Origin of the sequence: uncultured Ellagibacter sp. (assembly GCF_934617235.1) — a bacterium.
GTDB lineage: Bacteria > Actinomycetota > Coriobacteriia > Coriobacteriales > Eggerthellaceae > Ellagibacter.
Genome location: NZ_CAKTTZ010000013.1, coordinates 1 through 20,192 on the forward strand (window position 1 = coordinate 1; position 20,192 = coordinate 20,192).

General features: G+C 60.8%; 15 protein-coding genes and 1 other RNA gene. 15 read left to right on the top strand and 1 reads right to left on the bottom strand.

Annotation, left to right across the window (positions count from 1 at the left end; translation table 11 throughout):
• Positions 1-178 precede the first annotated feature (178 nt).
• The 6 genes from aspS (at position 179) to dnaK (ending at position 7,818) form a co-directional block, all read left to right on the top strand.
• Positions 179-1,966, top strand: coding sequence for an aspartate--tRNA ligase (aspS, locus tag Q0G85_RS03950; protein WP_297154930.1), 1,788 nt, complete (start codon positions 179-181; stop codon positions 1,964-1,966).
• Between the two features lie 353 nt (positions 1,967-2,319).
• Positions 2,320-3,612 carry a class I SAM-dependent rRNA methyltransferase gene (locus Q0G85_RS03955; protein ID WP_297154931.1) on the top strand — a complete coding sequence of 431 codons (1,293 nt, stop codon included), beginning with the start codon at positions 2,320-2,322 and terminating at the stop codon, positions 3,610-3,612.
• Positions 3,613-3,820: 208 nt separating this feature from the next.
• Positions 3,821-4,237, top strand: coding sequence for a hypothetical protein (locus Q0G85_RS03960; RefSeq protein WP_297154933.1), 417 nt, complete (start codon positions 3,821-3,823; stop codon positions 4,235-4,237).
• A gap of 5 nt (positions 4,238-4,242) precedes the next feature.
• Positions 4,243-5,112: a DUF5685 family protein gene (locus Q0G85_RS03965; RefSeq protein WP_297154935.1), complete on the top strand. Its 870-nt coding sequence runs from the start codon at positions 4,243-4,245 to the stop codon at positions 5,110-5,112.
• Positions 5,113-5,126: 14 nt separating this feature from the next.
• Positions 5,127-5,981: a DnaJ domain-containing protein gene (locus Q0G85_RS03970; protein WP_297154937.1), complete on the top strand. Its 855-nt coding sequence runs from the start codon at positions 5,127-5,129 to the stop codon at positions 5,979-5,981.
• A 79-nt stretch (positions 5,982-6,060) separates the two neighbouring features.
• Entirely contained in the window at positions 6,061-7,818 is a 1,758-nt protein-coding gene (gene dnaK, locus Q0G85_RS03975) for a molecular chaperone DnaK (protein ID WP_297154939.1), read from the top strand.
• A 255-nt stretch (positions 7,819-8,073) separates the two neighbouring features.
• Here dnaK and Q0G85_RS03980 read toward each other — a convergent pair whose 3' ends face one another.
• On the bottom strand, positions 8,074-9,573 hold the full coding sequence (locus tag Q0G85_RS03980; RefSeq protein ID WP_297154941.1) for a radical SAM protein: 1,500 nt from the start codon (positions 9,571-9,573) through the stop codon (positions 8,074-8,076).
• A gap of 159 nt (positions 9,574-9,732) precedes the next feature.
• On the opposite strand from Q0G85_RS03980, the gene Q0G85_RS03985 reads away from it, so the two are divergent.
• The 9 genes from Q0G85_RS03985 (at position 9,733) to Q0G85_RS04025 (ending at position 20,158) form a co-directional block, all read left to right on the top strand.
• Positions 9,733-10,419, top strand: coding sequence for a TetR/AcrR family transcriptional regulator (locus Q0G85_RS03985; RefSeq protein WP_297154943.1), 687 nt, complete (start codon positions 9,733-9,735; stop codon positions 10,417-10,419).
• A gap of 128 nt (positions 10,420-10,547) precedes the next feature.
• Positions 10,548-10,643: signal recognition particle sRNA small type (gene ffs / locus Q0G85_RS03990), an RNA gene on the top strand.
• Positions 10,644-10,709: 66 nt separating this feature from the next.
• Positions 10,710-11,393, top strand: a complete 684-nt coding sequence (locus tag Q0G85_RS03995) for a VTT domain-containing protein (protein WP_297154945.1) — start codon at positions 10,710-10,712, stop codon at positions 11,391-11,393.
• Positions 11,394-11,565: 172 nt separating this feature from the next.
• Complete coding sequence (dnaX, locus tag Q0G85_RS04000) at positions 11,566-14,112, top strand: DNA polymerase III subunit gamma/tau (RefSeq protein WP_297154947.1); 2,547 nt, start codon at positions 11,566-11,568, stop codon at positions 14,110-14,112.
• An 82-nt stretch (positions 14,113-14,194) separates the two neighbouring features.
• On the top strand, positions 14,195-14,539 hold the full coding sequence (locus Q0G85_RS04005; protein WP_297154949.1) for a YbaB/EbfC family nucleoid-associated protein: 345 nt from the start codon (positions 14,195-14,197) through the stop codon (positions 14,537-14,539).
• 9 nt (positions 14,540-14,548) lie between these two features.
• Positions 14,549-15,145 carry a recombination mediator RecR gene (gene recR / locus Q0G85_RS04010; RefSeq protein ID WP_297154951.1) on the top strand — a complete coding sequence of 199 codons (597 nt, stop codon included), beginning with the start codon at positions 14,549-14,551 and terminating at the stop codon, positions 15,143-15,145.
• 1,233 nt (positions 15,146-16,378) lie between these two features.
• The gene (mobB, locus tag Q0G85_RS04015) at positions 16,379-17,761 is read left to right on the top strand and encodes a molybdopterin-guanine dinucleotide biosynthesis protein B (protein ID WP_297154953.1); all 1,383 of its coding nucleotides are present in this window, start codon (positions 16,379-16,381) and stop codon (positions 17,759-17,761) included.
• Positions 17,762-17,827: 66 nt separating this feature from the next.
• Positions 17,828-19,000: a 4Fe-4S binding protein gene (locus tag Q0G85_RS04020; protein ID WP_297154955.1), complete on the top strand. Its 1,173-nt coding sequence runs from the start codon at positions 17,828-17,830 to the stop codon at positions 18,998-19,000.
• 315 nt (positions 19,001-19,315) lie between these two features.
• Positions 19,316-20,158, top strand: coding sequence for an amino acid ABC transporter substrate-binding protein (locus tag Q0G85_RS04025; RefSeq protein WP_297154957.1), 843 nt, complete (start codon positions 19,316-19,318; stop codon positions 20,156-20,158).
• Positions 20,159-20,192 lie beyond the last annotated feature (34 nt).

Consider the following 20,192-nt stretch of genomic DNA (forward strand, 5'->3'; position numbering starts at 1 on the left):
GCGAGGGGGCGCCCGCCCGCGCCCGGCCGCTCGCGCGCCCTTCCCGCCCGCTGTCGGGCATTTACGGTGGAGACGCCGTCTCTTTCTCTCGCTTCTTCTTTTCGTGAAGTACAATAATCCAGTTTGAGTCACATTCCCATTTTGTGGGTTTGATAGCACGTATCGAGGAGCTTTTTCAATGACGGACTTCAAGAACGAATTTTGCATGCACACCGCAACGTGCGGCGAGCTGCGCAAGGGCGACGTGGGTCGTGAGGTTGTGCTTACTGGCTGGGCCTGGCATAATCGCGATCACGGCGGACTGATTTTCTGCGACCTTCGTGACCGCGAGGGCTACACTCAGGTCGTGGTCGATCCTGACTGTGTGACCGAGGAAGAATTCCATATCGCGGAGCATCTTGGCCGCGAGTATGTCCTTAAGATCTCTGGTCGCGTGCGCGCTCGTGGCGAGGGCGCCGAGAACCCGAACATGGCTACTGGCGAAATCGAGGTTCTTGCAAATTCCGTTAAGGTCCTCAATACTTCTGTCACTCCTCCTTTTTCTATCGAAGACGGCATCGAAACAGACGAAACCACCCGTATGAAGTGGCGTTATCTCGATCTTCGCCGTCCTGAGATGTATGCGAACCTCTTGCTTCGCCATAAGGTTGCGCAGGCGATGCGCCAGGCGCTCAACGAACGTGGCTTCCTTGAGGTCGAAACCCCGATTCTTGCGAACTCTACGCCCGAGGGCGCGCGCGACTATCTCGTGCCTTCTCGTCCGAACCCGGGCAAGTTCTATGCTTTGCCGCAGTCTCCGCAGCAGTTCAAGCAGATGCTCATGGTTGGCGGCATCGAGCGTTATTACCAGATTGCCCGTTGTTTCCGCGACGAGGACTTGCGCGCCGATCGCCAGCCTGAGTTCACGCAGGTCGACATCGAGATGTCGTTTGTTGAGGAAAACGATGTGATGGATCTTATGGAGGGTGTTTTCCAGGAGGTTCTCGGTGCTGCTGGCGTCGAGCATGAGTTCCCTCTTCAGCGTATGCCCTGGAAAGAGGCGATGGACCGCTTCGGATGCGATCGCCCCGACGTCCGTTTCGGCATGGAGCTCGTCGACCTTACCGACCTCGTCAAGGGCTGTAACTTCAAGGTGTTCACCGGCGCTGCTGCCAACGGTGGTGTGGTGAAGTGCATTAATGCGAAGTCTGCTGGCAACTGGTCGCGCGGTGAGATCGAGAAGCTTGCTGATATTGCTGCGGCAAACGGTGCAAAGGGTATGGCTTGGATTGCCTATACCGATGCCGACACCGACCTTGTGGGCAAGAGCCCCATCATCAAGTTCCTCGGCGAGGAAACTCACAACGCCATCAAGGAAGCTGCGGGCGTTGAGCCGGGCGACCTGCTTTTGTTTGCGGCGGACACCTTCGACACGGCGGGTGCTGTGCTCTCCGCGCTGCGCCTGCATATGGCTGAAGCGTTGGGTATCGAGCGCAACGGTCACGCGCTTTTGTGGATCGTCGACTTTCCGATGTTCCGCTACGATGCGGAGGAGAAGAAATACGCTGCCGAGCATCATCCGTTCACGATGATTCCTGAACAGGATTGGGACAAGATTGAAACTGATCCGCTTGCGTGCTCGAGCTATAGCTATGACATCGTCATGGATGGCTTCGAGATGGGCGGCGGCTCTATCCGTATTCACAATGCTGAACTGCAGAAGCGCGTTCTTCGCCGCCTTGGTGTGGAAGACGAGCAGATGGAAGAGAAGTTCGGCCACTTGATCCACGCGCTCGAGCTTGGCGCTCCGCCCCATGGCGGCATTGCCCTCGGCCTTGATCGCCTGGTCATGCTGCTGGCTGGCAAGCAGTCCATCCGTGACGTTATCGCCTTCCCGAAGACTTCGAGTGCATCCGATCCGATGACGGGCGCGCCGAACGAGGTTACTGGACGTCAGCTCAAGGAAGTCAACCTGCGACTTCTTTAGGTTCGGATTTGCCTGACGGCAAACCCGACCTGTCGACGCTGCGGGCCCGTCGGGCGGTCCAGCTGGCGCTCCAAGGTTTCGTCGCGTACCAAAGTACGCTTCCTCAACCTTTCGCGCCATCTGAACTCGCCTGGCGGGCCCTCGCTGACTTGTGTTTCACCTGGGATTTTCATTTGCCCCTTGTGCTCGACTCGGCGCGTAACCGTTATACGCTTGGTCGAGGGGTGGGGCAATTCCGGGCACGAGAGCGGTCCTCGCTGACTTTGGCGGTTTCCCTGCATCGATATAATTGCTGATTGGCGATTTCTCCTCATCTCATCTCGATTCGCACTTTCACTCTCGAAAGGACCCTTATGAAAACTCCGAGGCCATATCCGCGTGCAACGATCACGCCGAAGGGCGAGCATGCTTTGGAGAAGGGGCATCCTTGGGTGTACGAGGCTGAGGTCGTCTCGCTTGAGCCGGCGCCAGGCAAAGCTGAGGTTCCTAACGGCTCGATCGTCGACGTTGTGAGCCGCAAAGGGTCGTACCTGGGCTCGGGCTTGCTGTCCGAGAAGAGCAAGATCCGTATTCGCCTCATCACCCGCAATGCGAACGATCGCTTCGACCGTGCGTTTTGGAAGCGGAAGGCGCAGTGGGCTTGGGATTACCGGAAAACGGTGATGGGCGCTGATGCGGGCGCGTGTCGCGTCTTGTTCTCCGAAGCTGACGGGTTCCCTGGCCTTGTTGTCGACCGCTTCGACGATGTCCTCGTTGCTGAAACGCTTTCGGTGGGGATGGAGCGTCTGAAGCCGATGATTTTCCCCGCGCTGCTTGAAGTGCTCGCGGAAGACGGCATCATGATTCGCGGCCTCTACGAGCGCAATGACGCCTCGACCCGTGCACTCGAGGGGCTTGCCCAAACTGCGGGTTGGTTTGAGGGTGCCGCAGAAGGCGAGGAGCGCTCGCTTGATCCGATCGACCCGAGCCGACCCGAGGCGGAGGCGTTCGGCCCCACGACGACGCAAATCGTGGAGAATGGCGTTCGATACGAGGTCGATTTCGAGAACGGACAGAAGACGGGCTTCTTCCTCGATCAGAAGTACAACCGGCGCGCAGTCGCGCAGCTTGCAGCGGGAAGGCGCGTTCTCGATTGTTTCACGCATACGGGCAGCTTTGCCTTGAATGCTGCCCATGGTGGGGCCGAGTACGTGAATGCGGTTGACATCTCCGAGCTCGCCGTTGGGCAAGCACGCAAGAATGCCCAGCTCAATGGGCTTGACGGAAAGATGGACTTCACGGCGGCGAACGTCTTCGACCTGCTTCCACAGCTTGAGGCGGCGCATGATCGCACCTATGACTTCATCGTGCTCGATCCGCCGGCGTTCACGAAAAGCCGCAAGACCATCGATTCGGCGGCGCGTGGCTACAAGGAAATCAATTATCGCGCGATGAAGCTGCTGCCGCGCGGCGGTTATCTTGCCACGTGCAGCTGCAGCCATTTCATGGACACGGAGCGGTTCCGCCGTGTTGTGTCCTACGCCGCGCAGGACGCTGGCGTGCAGCTGCGCCAGATCGAGGAGCGTCAGCAGGCGCCTGACCACCCGATCCTGTGGGGCGCTCCTGAAACGGACTATCTGAAGTTCTTCCTGTTCCAGGTGGTGTAGAGAGGCCGCCATCTGATGGAATGCTCGCGCATCCTTCGTGACAGTTTGTTGACAGCCTTGCGCCTTCGCGGCATCTGCACAACTCTTTCGTATCATTAAGCCTGTTCAACAAGTTCGAGGCGTTCTAACTCGCGTCCCGAGCACATGTGGAGCCCGTGCATCTCGCGCGGGCTTCGTCTATTCAGGCAAAGGTGGGTGCATATTTCAGATGAAGGGTTTTCTCGAGCGGATGCAATGGAAGCTGGCGGGCGCCATGCAGGGAAGGCGCGGCGCGGACTCACTGTCGAACACGCTGGTTGTGGCGGGTATCGTCTGCCTGGTCCTGTCGGTGCTTCCCCATATGGGCCTTTTCACCTGGCCTGCGATGGCATTTCTGGCCTATGCGCTCTTCCGTACTTACTCGAAGAACATCGCCGCGCGCGATCGTGAGAACGAGGCGTTCCTCCACGCTACCGAGAAGCCTCGTCGGGCGCTTTCGCTTGGGCGGAAGAAATGGGAGAACCGCGAGACCACGCTGTACTTCAAGTGCAAGGGCTGTGGGCAAGAGCTTTCGGTTCCGCGCGGTAAGGGTACGCTTCGCGTGGTGTGCCCGAAGTGCAAAACCGAGACGATGAAGAAATCCTAGCGCGCATGTTCGGCTACATCATGGCAGACGAGAAGCAGCTTTCGACCGAGGAGGTTGCCCGTTACCGCAGGGTGTACTGCGGCGTCTGCCATTCGCTGAAAGATCAAAACGGCCAGCTGTGCCGCCTTGCGCTCACCTACGATATGACGTTTCTGGCGCTTCTGCTGAATTCGCTGTACGAGCCACCAGAGCAGGAGGATTCGTCGCGATGCGGGGCGCATCCAACCAAGGCGCAGCCGTTTGCGACGAGCGAATGCACGGAATACGCCGCCGATATGACGGTGCTGCTCGCCTATCACAAGCTGATGGACGACTGGCACGATGATCGCAAGGTTTCCCGACGCGCGATGGCGCAGGCGCTTTCGTCGGCGTATCGCGCTGCTTCGGCAAGGCGCCCCGAGGTTGCCTGGGCCATCGAGTCGGGGATGGGGGAAATTCGCGAAATCGAGCAGCGCGGAGAGGATTCCCTTGATGCCGCAGCGAATCGATTCGGCGTGATTTTAGGGTGCGCGTTCTCGTATCGAGATGACTTTTGGGCGGATGAGCTGCGTCGGATGGGTGCATGGCTTGGCAAGTTCGTGTACCTCATGGATGCGGTCATGGATTTCGACGAGGACGAGAAGACGGGCAGCTATAATCCGCTTATTGCGGCGGGTGTGACTCCCGAAGACGTTTCGGAAGGGCTTCGCTCGATTGCCGCTCAAGTGGCGCAATCGTTCGAACGTCTGCCGCTTGAGCAGGACATTCACATCCTTCGCAACGTGATATACGCAGGAATTTGGGGGCAGTATTGCGGCAAATTCGGTGATGCTGCCCATGATAGTGAAACGACGCCATCGGCATCGAAGGCTGCCGAAGGCGATGACGGCGAATAAGGAACGCAATGGCAATGGACCCGTATAGCGTGCTCGGCGTATCGCGAGATGCCTCGCAAGACGAGGTGAAGAAGGCGTATCGCAGAAAGGCGCGCGAGAACCACCCCGACCTCAACCCCGATGACCCGAACGCCGCCGAGCGGATGAACGAGATCAACGAGGCGTATGATCGCATCATGAATCCCGAGAAGTACGCTGCGGCGGATCGTCGGGCCTCGGCGGCTTCGGGCGGGGCTGCTGGCGGCGCTTCGTCGCAAGGCGCATCGGGTTATGCGGGGTACGGGGGAGCAAACCCCTTCGGCGGTGCGTCTGGCGGCGGCTCGTATGGCGGCGGCTCGTATGGCGGTGGGCAGCAGGGGAATCCCTATACCTCCGGCGGCCCGTACGGCTGGGCGGGCGGCTTCGGTTTCGATTTCGACGACCTTTTCGGCTATGGTGCCTCTGCGGCGTCAGGGTCGATTCATCCCGAGGCGAATGCGGGCGACCCGGCGGAATTCCGCGCGGCAATCGACCTGATCAACTCAGGGGACGCGGCGCAGTGCAAGCGCGCGGCGGACATCCTGGCCACGGTTACAAGCGGCGGTCGCAACGCTCGGTGGTACTATCTCTCGGCGCTCGCGAACAACGGCGCGGGCAACACGGTGATGGCGCTTGACCAGATACGCCGCGCCGTTCGTATGGACCCGAACAATGTTGACTACCGGCGCGCATACCGCACGTTCCAAAGCGCAGGGCAGTCCTACACGCAGGAGCAACAGACGCGCGGGTTCACCATCTCCTCGATCGACCCTACGACATTGTGTTGTGGTTGCTGCATGCTCCAGCTGTGCCTGCAGCAGTTCATGCGCTTCGGGTTCATGGGATTTTAAGTTGCACTCATCGGGTCCTCGTTTTTTAACCCTGCCGTGACCTGCAACTTTCAACTGGTTCTCTCGGAAGGAGACTGATATGGCAACTATCGGGATTGACTTGGGCACGACGAACAGTTGTGCCGCGGTGGTCGAGGGCGGCAAGCCGGCCATCATCCACAACGCCGAGGGCTCTCGCACAACGCCGAGCGTCGTCGCCTTCACGAAAGATGGCGAGCGCCTCGTCGGTGCGACGGCTTGTCGACAGGCGGCTATCAACCCCGATCGCACCATTGCTTCGGTGAAGCGCCATATGGGTACCGACTGGCGTGCGAATATCGACGGCAAGCACTTCACGCCGCAGGAGATTTCCGCCATGATCCTGCGCAAACTGCGCAGCGATGCCGAGGCGTTCCTCGGTCAGGAGGTCACGCAGGCGGTCATCACCGTCCCCGCTTACTTCAACGACATGCAGCGCCAGGCAACGAAGGATGCGGGTCGCATTGCGGGGCTCGACGTGCTGCGTATTATCAACGAGCCGACGAGCGCGGCGCTCGCGTATGGCCTCGATAACGGTGAGCCGCAGAAGGTGATGGTTTACGACCTGGGCGGCGGCACTTTCGACGTGTCGATCATCGAGATCGGCGAGGGCGTGATCGAGGTGCTTGCGACCGCGGGCGATAACCATCTGGGCGGCGACGATTTCGACGAGCGCGTCGCCGATTACCTGTTCGGCGTTTTCAAGCGCGAGACGGGCGTTGACGCGGGCCGCGATTCCGCTGCGGCTCAGCGCGTGCGTGAGGCGGCGCGTCAGGCGAAAGAGGAGCTCTCTTCCATGGAGACGGCGCGCGTGAACCTGCCGTTTTTGGCGCAAGGCGCATCTGGCCCGCTTCACCTGGAGGCGCAAATCACGCGCTCGGAATTCAATCGCATGACTGCCGACTTGGTCGAGCGAACCGAAGGCCCCGTGTCCCAAGCGCTCAACGATGCGGGCATCGCCGCCTCCGAGCTGGGAAGCGTGCTGCTCGTTGGCGGTTCGACGCGCATCCCCGCCGTTCAGGAGAAAGTTCGTGCCCTTACGGGGAAGGAGCCCTCGTCCTCGATCAACCCTGATGAGTGCGTCGCTGTGGGTGCGGCCATCCAGGGAGCAACGCTTGCCGGGTCATCGACGGGGCTTGTGAAGGCGAATTCCATCCTGTTGCTCGACGTGACGCCGCTTTCCCTCTCCCTTGAAACCGTCGGCGGCGTGGCGACGCGCATCGTGGAGCGCAACACGACGCTTCCCGTGCATTACTCGCAGATCTTCACGACGGCGGCGGCATTCCAAACGAGCGTGGAAATCAACGTGCTTCAGGGCGAGCGCCCGATGGCGCGCGACAACAAGTCGATCGGCAAGTTCCGCCTGAAGGGCATCAAGCGCGCCCCTGCGGGAGTTCCCCAGATCGAGGTCACGTTCGACATCGACGCGAACGGCATCCTCACGGTTTCCGCGAAGGACAAGGGAACGGGCAAGGAGCAGTCGATCACGATCGATGAGTCAGGCCGCATGTCCGACGAGGAAATCGATCGCGCCATTCGCGATGCGGAGACCTATGCTGCGCAGGATGCGACGCGTCGCGATGCGATGGAGGTGCACGCCGAGGCGGCGCGCTTGGTCCAAGAGGTTGACGCGGCGCTCGCAAAGTCTGGCAAGCAGCTGGAAAAGGAAGAGAAGAAGCAGGTCAAGGCCGATTCGAATGCGCTTCGCAAGCTGCTTGCGAAGAAAACCGAAAAGCTGGAAGAAGCGGATATCGCGGCAATCCGCTCCGCCAAAGAGCAGCTCGAACGCTCAAGCGACCACCTAAGGTCCCTCGCGTAGACCTCGGTAGGCGCCCGCTCGGAACGTGAAGCGGGCGGGTGCGCTCGACGGTTCGCTCGAGGGGTGGCGTCAAGTGCGCCTGGCGGCTTGCCTGGGGAGCAGCGTCGAGCGCGTATTCCGCAACGATGGGGCAAGGGGTTGCGGAACGCCTCACGCGCAGCGCGGCGTTTTGCATGCCGCGCTGCGCGTGAGCACTTGCCGGGGCGGCTTTCAAGGGGAATTGGAAAGCCGCCCTACGCGCGGACCCTCGCGGTATTAAGCGACATTTGCCGTGCCTTCGTTCTGCTTGCGATATTCCCGGCGCTCCCGCTTCGTCATGAGTGATTCGGGCAGCTCGCGGCGGCCTTGCTCTGCGAGCTTACGCATGTCGGTGTCGGCCATGCCCTGCGTGGGGTCGTTTTTGCGTTTGTCGTAGAGCGGGTCGCCCTCGTCGTTCCAAAGGCGATCGGCGACAGGCGTCCACTCCGCGATGGAGTCGTGGCATTTCGCGCAGAGGCTCTCCGCGCTTTCCTTCTCCTGAAGGTCGGTGGAATGCGCGTCGGCGCGTTTGACCATGTCGGCGAGCAATCCCTCGTTTTCCAAAATCGGGCAGGGTTTGAGCAGGTTGTCATTGAAGGGCTGGCCCTCGTAATACTGCATGAACAAGGGGGAGCGCAGTGCTTCGAGCAGGCTCGTTTCCCTGATATTGACGTTGGCGTAGTGGGCGAACACGCACGGTTCCACGTCGCCCGCGGCATTGATGTGCAAGTAGCGCCGCCCGCCTGCGATGCATCCGCCGACGAATTCGCCGTCATTCTGGAAGTCAAGCGTGAACAGGGGCTTCTTGTTGCGCATCTCGCGAACGAAGTGGTAGAGGTGCTCGCGCTGGTCGGCATGAACCATAAGCGAGGTGGGCGATCCGACGCCGACGGGCATGTACGTGAAGATCCACGCGAAAAGCGCCCCCTTCTCGATGAGCCAGTCGAAGAACTCCTCGCTGGCGATGGAGCTTGCATTGGCGCTTGTGTAGCAGCACGACACGCCGAAGGGCAGGCCGTTTTGGCGCAAAAGCTCCATGGCATGGGACACCTTGGCGTACGTTCCTTCGCCGCGGCGGGCGTCGGTTGCCTCCTCGAAGCCCTCCACGCTGATAGCGGGCACGAAATTCGCCACGCGGATCATGTCGGCCACAAACTCCTCGTCGATGAGCGTCGCGTTGGTGAACGACAGGAACGCGCAGTCGGGATGGGCCTCGCACAGGTTGATGAGGTCGTGCTTGCGTACGAGTGGTTCGCCGCCGGTGTAGATGAAAACGTGGGTGCCCAGCTTGACGCCCTGGTTGATGATGGAATCGATTTCCTCGTAGGTGAGGTTCTGCTTATGGCCGTATTCCGCCGCCCAGCATCCGGTGCAGCGCAGATTGCAGGCGCTCGTCGGATCGAGCAGGATGGCCCAGGGGATGTTGCAGTGGTACTGCTCGCGCATTGCCTCTTGCTTTGGCCAGGCAAGCATGTTCGCATCCACGATAAATGTTTTCAGAAGGCGATCTCTGACCTGGGGATTCGTGTCGATGAGAATCTTCATGATGAGCTGATACCAGTTCGATTCGTCATCGATGGCGCCATGGAAGGCCGCGCGCTGGGTGGGGAACACGTCGTCGGGTGCGACTTTGTCGATCATGTCCATGATCTTCTCGACGTTTCGTGCGGGGTCCTCGAGCAGATAATCGATGGTTTTGTTGAGGGCGGCTCGTTTGATTTGGTCGGTTGCTTTCATGATTTCATACCTCCCGTAAAATTATTCAACAAGTGTGGAATAACTCTATTAGGGCGATTATAATGCGGTAAAGACGAAATACAAGTGACAAATATGCAACGTTTGTGGTAAAAACTGCAGAAGTGAAACAGATGTCCAGTTGTATGAGGGGGATTCGCCATGGGTAACGCGGGGAAGAAGAAGGCGAGCGACATTCAGGCTGCTGAAGAGGGCGGATCTTGCCAAGAGCCCACCGAGGGTGAGGGACGCACGACGCCCGATCGCCGCGTTGTTCGCACGCGAAAGGCGATTCGCACGGCGTTTTTGCACCTTATGCAGGAGACGGAATACCGCAAGATCACGATTACCGCGATCGCGCGCGAGGCGGACATCGATCGCAAGACGTTCTATCTGCACTACCAATCGGTCGAGGACTTGATCGACGAGATCGTGCAGGAGGAGGCCGACCGCATTGTGCGCACGTGCCTGGATTCTCTCGAGAACAGCGATGATGGCGAGAACGTGGTCGCATTGTTCGAGCAGCTTTCGCTGGGATTGGCGCCCGACCTGAAAAGCGCGAAACGCGTGGCTTCGCATGCACCCTACGATTTGGTTTTGAAGAAGCTGGATTCGTCGCTTACCGCGTCGCTCATCGAGCAGGACACGCTCGGTTTGAAGAAGATGGGCCCCTACCTGGATTTCTGCGTGTCGTACTTCGCCGCGGGGCTTGTGGCGGTGATTCGCCGCTGGATTATGGATGATTCCGAGATTCCCCTTGAGGATATTGCTCAGATAACCCACTCGCTCGTCCACAGCGGTCTGGATGGTGTCGTGCGGGCCGTGGCGCAGGAGGGTTCGAAGGAGTAGGCGTTTTCGGGCCTTTCGATTCGCGCGCTTTTGCCGCGCCCATCGCCAGTCGTATGTGCATTTAGTTTATGGCCTGCTCGTGATGGGCAAACTCGCGTATACTGTGGAACAATTTAAGCTGAGCATTCTGAATGGGGCGGGGCGGCGACATGTTCCGAACCTGGTCAGGTCCGGGAGGAAGCAGCCATAAGGGGCCTCTGACGAGCGCCCTGTCCTATTCAGAATGCTCTATCTTGCAGGCGGCCGTGAGCCGCTTGCTTGCTGCATGGGCCTCTTCGCGTAAGGACGCTATGGATATCATCAACTTCTTCGTCAGCCTGCTCTCGGATCCACGCTCGGCGATTGCGGGGTGGATCGTGACGCTGGGTGCTGCATGGGTGTACACGCCGTTGTTCCTGATTGTGTTCGTGGAGACGGGTCTCGTGTTCTTCCCGTTTTTGCCGGGCGACTCGCTTCTGTTTGCGGCAGGCGTCTTCTCGGCAGACGGGGGCGGCTTGCACCTGTGGGCGACGCTTATCGTGTTCTACGTTGCCGCCATCTTGGGAAACACATCCAACTACTGGATCGCCCGCTTCTTCGGCAAGCGCATCATCGATTCGGGGAAGATCAAAGCGCTCACGCCCGAGCGCATGGCGAAGCTCGATCACTTCTTTGCTCGTTACGGCGGGCTGACCATCGTGATCACGCGTTTCATGCCGTTCTTCCGCACGTTCGCGCCGTTCATTGCCGGCACTGGCCACATGAATTTCGGCAAGTTCACCTTGTTCAACGCGGTCGGCGGCATCTCGTGGGTGAGTTTGTTCGTGCTTGTGGGATACTTCTTCGGCGGCATCCCGCTTGTTCAAGATCACTTCGAGGTCATCGTTTTGGGCATTGTTGCGGTGTCGGTGGCCCCCGCGGTCATCGGCGCGGTCAAGGCGGCGGTGAGCTCGAAGAAGGGCAACAAGGAGAAGAGCGCCCGGCACGCGAAGTAGTGTCGCTCGGCTATCCGCGCAATGTCGGCTCGATGAAAAGCTAGCGAGCGAGCTTCTATCAATACGGCGAACTCTTTCAGAAGCGTCCGGCAACCCCGGGCGCTTCTTCTATAATAGGGCGGAATGCACAAGGCGCCGCGAGCGCCGCACACGAATGCGAAGGACCTACGCGATGTCGGAAGCCTTATACCGCAAATACCGCCCGCAAACGTTTGAAGACGTGGTGGGCCAAGAGCATATCGAGCGCACCATCAAAAACGCCATTGAGCAGGACAAAGTCAGTCATGCATACCTGTTTTGCGGTCCGCGCGGCACGGGTAAGACAACGACTGCCCGCCTGCTCGCGAAGGCGCTTTTATGCGAGAAGGGCCCGACGGCCGATCCCGATGGTACCTGCGAGGACTGTGAGCTCATCGCGGCGGGCGAGCATCCTGATGTCTACGAGCTCGACGCGGCAAGCCGCACTGGCGTTGACAACGTTCGCGAGGAGATCATCAATCGCGTGCAGTTCGCGCCGACGCGTGGGCGCTACAAGGTCTACATCATCGACGAGGTCCATATGCTTTCGGTGGCGGCGTTTAATGCGTTGCTGAAGACGCTCGAGGAACCGCCGAGCCACGTCGTGTTCATCCTGGCGACGACCGACCCTCAGAAGGTTCCCGAGACCATTCATTCCCGCTGCCAGCGGTTCGATTTCCGCCGCATCTCCGCGGAGGCTATGGTCGCTCGCCTGGGCGCCGTGTGCGTGTCCGAAGGGGTCGAGTTCGAGGGCGAGGCGCTGGATCTGATCGCGCATCGTGCGGAGGGCGGGCTTCGCAACGCGCTCACCTCGCTGGAGCAGATTATCGCGTTCGGCGAGGGGAAGGTGACGCTCGCGGGCGCTGAATCGATGCTCGGGTCGCTCGACTCGAGCGAGATGTCAGAGATTATGCACGCGGTTGGCACTCGCGATGCCGCTGCGTGCTTCAATTGGACGGCGCAATATGTCGAAACGGGCGCTGATCTGGCTCGATTTGTTTCCGACATGGCTGAGCACGTACGCAACCTGTACGTGCTTTCGCTTGCGGGGGCCGATGTGGCACTCGAAGTGTCGGAATCCGAGCGGCGCGAGCTCACGGGTGAGCTGCCGCTTTTCGGCCCCGACCGCCTGGCTCGTCTGCTCGGAGTGCTGGGCGATTTGTCCGCCGAGTTGAAGACGTCCACCAACCCTCGCCTTTCGTTTGAGATTGCGCTTACGCGTATGGTGCGGCCCGACAGCGACTTGACGCTTGAGGCGCTCGCCGAGCGCATCGAAGCGCTCGATTCGGGATATTCTGCCTGTTCGCATGTGGTTGGCGCTCCGTCTGCTTCCGCTGCATCCGCCGCGCCGTCGAATGGGACGATGCGCGCGTCGGGCGTTGGCGAGCGCGAGGGTGCTGCTGCCCGCGGGGGGATGATCGCTCACGAGGGCGCGGCTGCTCGTGAGAATGTATCTGCTCGCGAGGGCGCTGCCGCTCGCGGAGGCGCGGCCGGCGTCTCGCCCGATTTCGGTAACGCACGAGGTCAGGCGGCTGAAACGCCGGCTTCGAGCGAGATGGCTTCTGCGCGTCGGGATGCTCGATCGTCGGCCGATCGCGCGTCATCGGGTAGTTCCTCCCTGCCGACAACCGGGTCGCAGCCTCGAGGAGATGTCGACTCGGCGACGATTGCAACTTCCGATGCGGCCGCCGTGGGCAATGCGGCTTTCGGCGGGGCTGCAACGGGCGGCGCGCTTTCCGGGAATCTCGTGGACACGCTTCGCAACGAGGCGGCGCTGCAGCGCATCTGGAGTTCCGCCATCGCGTCACTCAAGAAGAGCAAGGCGGCTTACGGCGTGTTGTTCCTGAACACCAAGGCTGTGCTCGATGAGGGGCGCGGCATGCTCGTCATCGAGTTCCCAGCGGAGAATTCCTTTGCGTTCAACGCCGTGCAGAAGCCCGATGTGCAAGATGCCGTGTCCGCGGCGCTCGCGCAGTCGTGCGGCTCGGTGATTCCCTTCGCGTTCTCGAAGGGCCCTTCGCAAGGGGTGAGCTCCTCGTCTTCCCAGGTCGCAGCGGCGGCTCGGGCGACTTCGGCGCAGCAGGCCCAGCAGATGCAACCCCAGGCGTCGCGGGACCAACGGCCAAGCGCTGCTCGCGAGAACGCCGCTGCTGCCTTGCGCGCCGTCCGCGAGCGCGAAGCCGCGGCGGCCTCTGCAAGAGGCGCGGGCGCTTCCGCGCAGCAGCCTGATCGGCGGGCGGGCGCGCGCCAAGCGAGGGCGACGACTCGCGAACCGCAGATGCGGGGTGGGGGAAATACGGGAGCGTTCGTTCCCGAGCCTGACCCCGTTCCGCTCGATGCATACGGCGATGCCCCCTACGACGAGCCGGTTCCCTATGACGATGCGGACGCCTTTGTCGGCGATGCCCCTGCATCCTTCGAGGCACCCGCTTCTCCTTCCGCGAAGCGGGAGGCGTCCCGTTCGTCCCGGCAGGCTTCTTCTACGCCTGATTTCAACCAAATGGCGCGCGAGGCGGCGGCGCGGACCTCGGCGGCAGGACTGCCCCCCGAGCCGACCGATGCGAACACGTCGGCTTCGATCGACGCGACCGGACCGAACGGCGAACCTGTGTCAGACGGATTCGAGTCTTCCGATGACCTGGCGGCTTTGCTCGCCGCAGGAGGTTTCGAGGGCGCTCGCGTCGAAGAAATGAGAGAATAACCCGGCGCGTAAGGCGGGTTTTCACCCCGCGGAGCGTAGCTTTGCGCGGGTATCGATATGAAAGACAAGACCAGGAGGAAAAATGGCGAAACGAGGCGGATTCCCCGGCGGTGGCATGGGCAACATGGGTGCCATGATGAAGCAAGCGCAGAAGATGCAGGCCGAGCTTGCAAAAGCCCAGGAAGAAGTAAAGACGATGTCGTTCGAGGCCACGGCTGGCGGTGGCATGGTGAAGGTTACGGCTCTCGGTGACAACACGATCAAATCCATCGCGATCGACCCTGAAGCCGTCGATCCCGAAGATGTCGAGATGCTTGAAGACATGGTGATCGCTGCGGTCAACGAGGCGCTTCGCGGCGTTTCCGATATGGCGGCGGCACGCATGAACGCTGCCACCGGCGGCATCAACATCCCGGGTTTGATGTAGGCGCTTTTCGTGAATTCCGCACCAGCGATTCAAAAACTCCTCGATGAGCTCGAGCGCCTTCCCGGTGTCGGGCCGAAATCAGCGCAGCGCATGGCGTATTGGATCTTGAACACCGATCGCGCCACGGCGCTGCGTTTGGCGCAGTCGATAATCGAGGTGAAAGACACCGTGCATTTTTGCGCGCGGTGCTTCAACTACGCCGAGGGCGATGTCTGCGAGATTTGCGCGTCGACTAAGCGCGATGGCGGCGTCATCTGCGTGGTGAGCGAGCCGCGCGACATTCCGCCCATCGAGCGCACAGGCGTTTTCAGCGGCGTGTACCACGTGCTTGGGGGCGCGCTTTCGCCTCTCGAGGGCGTAGGTCCTGATGATCTGCATGTCGCGGAGCTGATGGCGCGCTTGGGCAGCGAGGACGTGCGGGAAGTGGTGCTCGCGACGAACCCCAATGTCGAGGGGGAGACAACGGCGTCGTATCTTGCGCGCCTGATCAAGCCTTTGGGCGTGAAGGTGACGCGCTTGGCTAGCGGTTTGCCCGTTGGCGGTGACCTGGAATTTGCCGACGAGGTGACGCTCGGTCGCGCACTCGAGGCGCGCCGCGAGCTTTAGTATTTAGGTTTGCGGCATTCGCCGGGCAAGGGTGGCAGGCGGCTCTGGCGATGGCCCTTGATGCATCACAAATCGGGCATACACTCTGCTCTGCGGATTAAGTCTCAGCCTGCAAAATGGCAAAAAATAAAGGCCCGCTTTTGCGAGCCTTTATTTGCTTCGTCCAATAGTGAGGAACCTGTCCCCTCCAAAAACAGGATTCTCGCTGTTGGCGAAGTCCGAAAAGCGTAGTAGATCGTTCCGTAGTATAGCATCAAATAGTCCAATGCGCACGATTCTTTTCAACCCTGTTGGATGACTCTGCTTTTCCCAGTCTGGAGTCTCTATAGTGTAGTCCTGGCTCTGGGGCCGCACGGGGTCTCGTGAAGAATTCGAGCTGCGCCGATCGCGCTTGTGCCAGCTGGCGGGCGTAAACAAACGAGGAGCTTTCCCATCTCTGGTTCCCGGGCTTTCGCGTTCGAAGTCCTGGCGTCCCAGCCTAGCCCCGGCGGCCGGCGACGTTCCGGCCCGGTTCCCGACAGCGCCCCGGCTTCGGCTTCCGGAGGCGCCCAGGCTTCGGCCTTTTGCTTCGGCTTTCGACAGCGCCTCCAACTCCGTTTCTCAGCTTCGAATCCTGATAGCGCACTGATCAGGAGAGGATGCGTGCAGAAAAAGCCCCCAACCTGCCGGAAATGGCCTTCGCGAATCGAGGTGCGCGGCGTCCCGGTTCGCGGTGCACCAAAATCGCTGCCGAAGCCGCGCACCCTTCGCCTCCGAAGCCGTGCTCCCCGCCGCGTGCTCTTCTTCACCACCCCTCTTCCTGCTCTTCTTCTCGAAAAAACGGGGTGCGGTGGACAAATATCGTCGATATGTGAGTCCTCGGGCCCAAAGACGGCTGCTCGCTTGCGCTTCTGCCGGCGTTTTCCCAGGTCAGATTATTCAAAATGAAGTTAGCCTATCGATACTCCTCACATATCGACGATTTTTGTCCACGACAACCAAACCAATTTCGGGCAAGAAGGCCCCCTCGCTACCACGCGCCACGTGCTGGCGGCAGTGCCGCCAAACCGAGCGGCCCCCCGCCACCCACGCTCCACGTGCCAGTGACGATGCCGCTAGATTGAGTGAACCTCCTCGCAGAAGGAAATCGCACGAATCGGCTGAGTCTGTTCGCTGCCCGTCGAGGCTGGCGTCATCGGTCTGCTTCGCAGTGCTATACTTTCGCCTTACGGATATAAGACGGGAGAATTACCAATGGTCAATGTGCCGAGTCCTGCGATTTCGATCGTTGGTCGCCACAATTCGGGGAAAACGACGCTCATCGTGAAGCTCATCGAAGAACTTGTTGCTCGGGGTCACGATGTGGGAAGCGTGAAGCACCACAGCCACAAGGGTTTCGATATCGACTATCCAGGCAAGGATTCGTATCGCCATCGCGAGGCGGGGGCTTCGGAGACGGTTATCTCCGCGCCGGGGCAAATCGCCCGCATGAAGACGTTCGAGGGCGAGGCGGAGTGCTCGGAAATCGTGCGTAGCATGCCTGGTCACGACATCATTGTGGTCGAAGGCTACCGCAAGAGCGGGCTGCCGACCATCGAGCTTATGCGCTCGGGGAATGAGGCGGATCAGCGCGTCGCCGAGGCATTCGCCTTGGGGGCGGAGCGTGGTTGGACGCTTGGGACCGATTTCACTCAGATTGCGAAAAGCCTTTTCACGTCCGAGGGCGAGCGCATCGAAGGCGCGGAAGAAGCGCTGGATGGAATCCTTTGCGGCGATGGGGGGCGCAGCGGGCAAGCGAGCGTAGGCGAGACCGGCGCACCGCAAACGGCCGAGGACGAGAAGGACGACATCCACCCCGACTTTGAGCACAAAATGCCCTGCGCGGGCACCGTCGCCATCGTGACCGACATCCCCCGCGCAATCGAGGCCGCGGCGGCGTACGGCATCCCGGCCATCGGCTTGAATGACACCGCCGCCCTCGCCGATTTCGTGGAAAAATATTTCGTGCGCCCGCGCGTGACGGTCGTTATCCAGGCGGGCGGCGAGAGCCGACGCATGGGTCGCAGCAAGGCGACAGTCCCGTTTTTGGGTCGCCCGCTTATCTGCCGCTTGATTGAGCGCCTGAGTCCCGTTGCCGATGATTTGGTCATCACGACCAACGAGCCCGACAACCTAACGTTTCTTCACCGCGAGTTCCCGCAGCTCAACATCCAGCTTGTGTGCGATATGTTCACGAGTCGCGGCGCGCTGCCAGGACTGTACACGGCTCTTCAGGCTGCGCGCAATCCCTATGTCGCCGTCGTGGCGTGCGACATGGTGTTCGCGTCGGGGTCGCTCGTGGTCGCCGAGGCGCTGTGCATGAACGAGACCGGCGCCGACGTGGTGGTTCCCGTGAACAAGCACGGATTCGAGCCCTTCCACGCGATGTATCGTCGCATGGAGTGCTTGCCTGCGGTGCGCCGCGCGCTCGATCGCGGCGAGAAGCGCGCTCAGTCGTTTTTCGGGGACGAATCCGTGGACGTTTACGAGTTCCCCCAGAGCAAGGTGCTCGAGGCGGAGCCGATGGGCGGCTGCTTCATCAACGCGAACACGCCCGACGAGCTGCATGCGCTTGAGGATATGGTGATGGAGGGGTAGGCCTCCGTCTGAAGGATGGCTTTTCGCCATGAGGGGCGGAAGGCGCGAAAGGCAGTTGATTTCAGGATGCCGAACCTTTCGGACATAGCCGATGTGGCCGAGGCGCTGGGAGGCAAGTCGGTCCTTGTGATCGAGAAACGTTGCGTGGCGGTGCGCAATCGCCATTCGGCGTGCCGCAAGTGCCTGGACGCATGCATCGCCGACGCAATCTCGGTCGGCGACAACAACGTGAAGATCGACGCCGAGGCATGCATATCTTGCGGTGCTTGCACGGTAGTCTGCCCGACCGAGGCGCTCGTTCCCATCGAGCCCGCCGATGTCGAGCTCTTCGACGCCACCGCCTCGGCGACCCGCGCGCTCGGCGGCGAGCTTTCCGTGTTTGCGTGTGCCCGCATGGCCGCGCGCCGAGAGGGTGATCCCGATAAGTATGTGTCCGTCCCCTGCCTTGCGCGTATGGAGGAAAGCCTTTTCTTGCAGCTTGCTTCCCATGGGGTGGGCGACGTGGTACTCGTCGACGGCACGTGTTCTACCTGCAAGTTCGGCGGTGTGAGCAAAGGCGTCACGGCAACGGTCGAGTCGGCGAATTCCCTGCTTGCGGCGCAAGGGTCGAGCGCTCGCGTCCGTCGCACCTCGGAGTTTCCGCCCGAGGCGATCGAGACGAGCGGGCGCAAGTCGTTCGCCGCGGCACGACGGGGTTTCTTCTCGCAGGCGGGCGGCATGGCGAAAGACGCCGTGAAGGTCGCGACGGAGAAGGCGCTCGACGAGACGCTTGGCAAGCAGAAGCCAAAGCAGGAGCTGAACCTTCGCGAGCTGCTCCGTGCCGACAAGGACGGAAGCCTTCCGCAATTCGAGCCTTCGCGGCGCATGAACACGCTTGATGCGATGGATGCGATCGGACAAAGCGTCGTTTTGGAAATCGAGACGCGTCTTTTCGGCAGCGTGTCGATCGACGAATCGAAGTGCCGCGCGTGCGGTATGTGCACCGTATTCTGCCCGACGGGGGCTCTTAAGAAAAGCGAGGAGAGACCCGCTTCGGGAGAGGGTAGCTTTCTGGAGTTTCAGCTGATGGAGTGCGTGCAATGCAATCTGTGCGCCGATACCTGCCTCCAGAAGTGCATCACGGTCTCAAATGCGGTCTCCACCTCCGAGCTCTTCGATTTCGAGCCGCGGCTTATCCATCTTCCCGATCCGCCTGCGCGGGGAAGCCTGCTTTCGCGCTTGAAGTCGACGAACCGTTAGCGAGCGCCGCCCAGCTTACGCATTTGCACCCAGAAGCGAGCGGGCGCGCGGGCTATGCGGCGGCGTGCAAGGTGGGTGCACGGACGGCTTGGCAGATGGGTGGAGGGCGGCGTGCCCGAGGCGCTTCTCGTGCGTCACGCATTTGCGTCCAGGTGCTCCTGTGGTCGCATTTTTTCGACCGTTTGCGCGACGGGAGGGCACCTGTGCTATACTAACAACACTTTAGCGCAGTAAAGTGCAGTAGCAGAGACAGAGATAGGGGAAACCGTCGCGCTTGCATGATGAGTGGGCGCGATGAGCGAAGGAAGGATTCTCATGAAGAAACTGAAGGTAATGGCAGCGGCGGTATGTGCTCTTGCTTTGGCGGCGTGCATGCTGGCCGGTTGCTCCTCCAACACCACTACGAGCGACAAGAAGGACGCGGCTGCCACCAGCACGGACAAGACGATGCTCATCGTCGGCTTCGATCAGTCCTACCCGCCGTACGGCTTCGTCGGCAACGACGGCAACTTCACCGGCTTCGACCTCGACCTTGCCGCCGAAGTCGCTAGCCGCAACGGCTGGGACATCCAGCTCGAGCCCATCGATTGGGATGCGAAGGACACGCTCTTGAACTCCGGTGCCATCACCTGCATCTGGAACGGATTCACCATGGAAGGCCGCGAGAATGATTACACCTTCTCCGATCCCTACATGCTGAATGCCCAGGTCATCGTTGTGAAGAAGGACAGTGGCATCGAAAGCCTCGCCGATCTTGCTGGCAAGAACGTCATCACGCAGACCGACTCTGCCGCCTACGACGTGCTCGCGGGCGACGAGGCGACCAAGGCCGACCTTGCGGCGACCTTCGCCTCGCTTGAGACCATCGGCGAGTACAACACCGCCTTCATGCAGCTCGAGTCCGGCGCCGTCGACGCCGTCGCGTGCGACCTTTCCATCGCGCAGTACCAGATGAGCGCGAAGCCCGATGCGTACAAGCAGCTCCCCGAGGACCTTTCCTCCGAGCACTATGCGGTCGGCGTGAAGAAGGGCAACACCGACCTTGCCGAGGCGATCACGAAGACGCTCAAGGAAATGAACGAGGACGGCACGATCGAGAAGCTGTGCGAGAAGTACGCCGAGTACGGTCTGTCCTATACGAACTGGATTCTCAAGTAGTCTTTCGATAAGATAGTTCGCTTGCGGGGCAAAT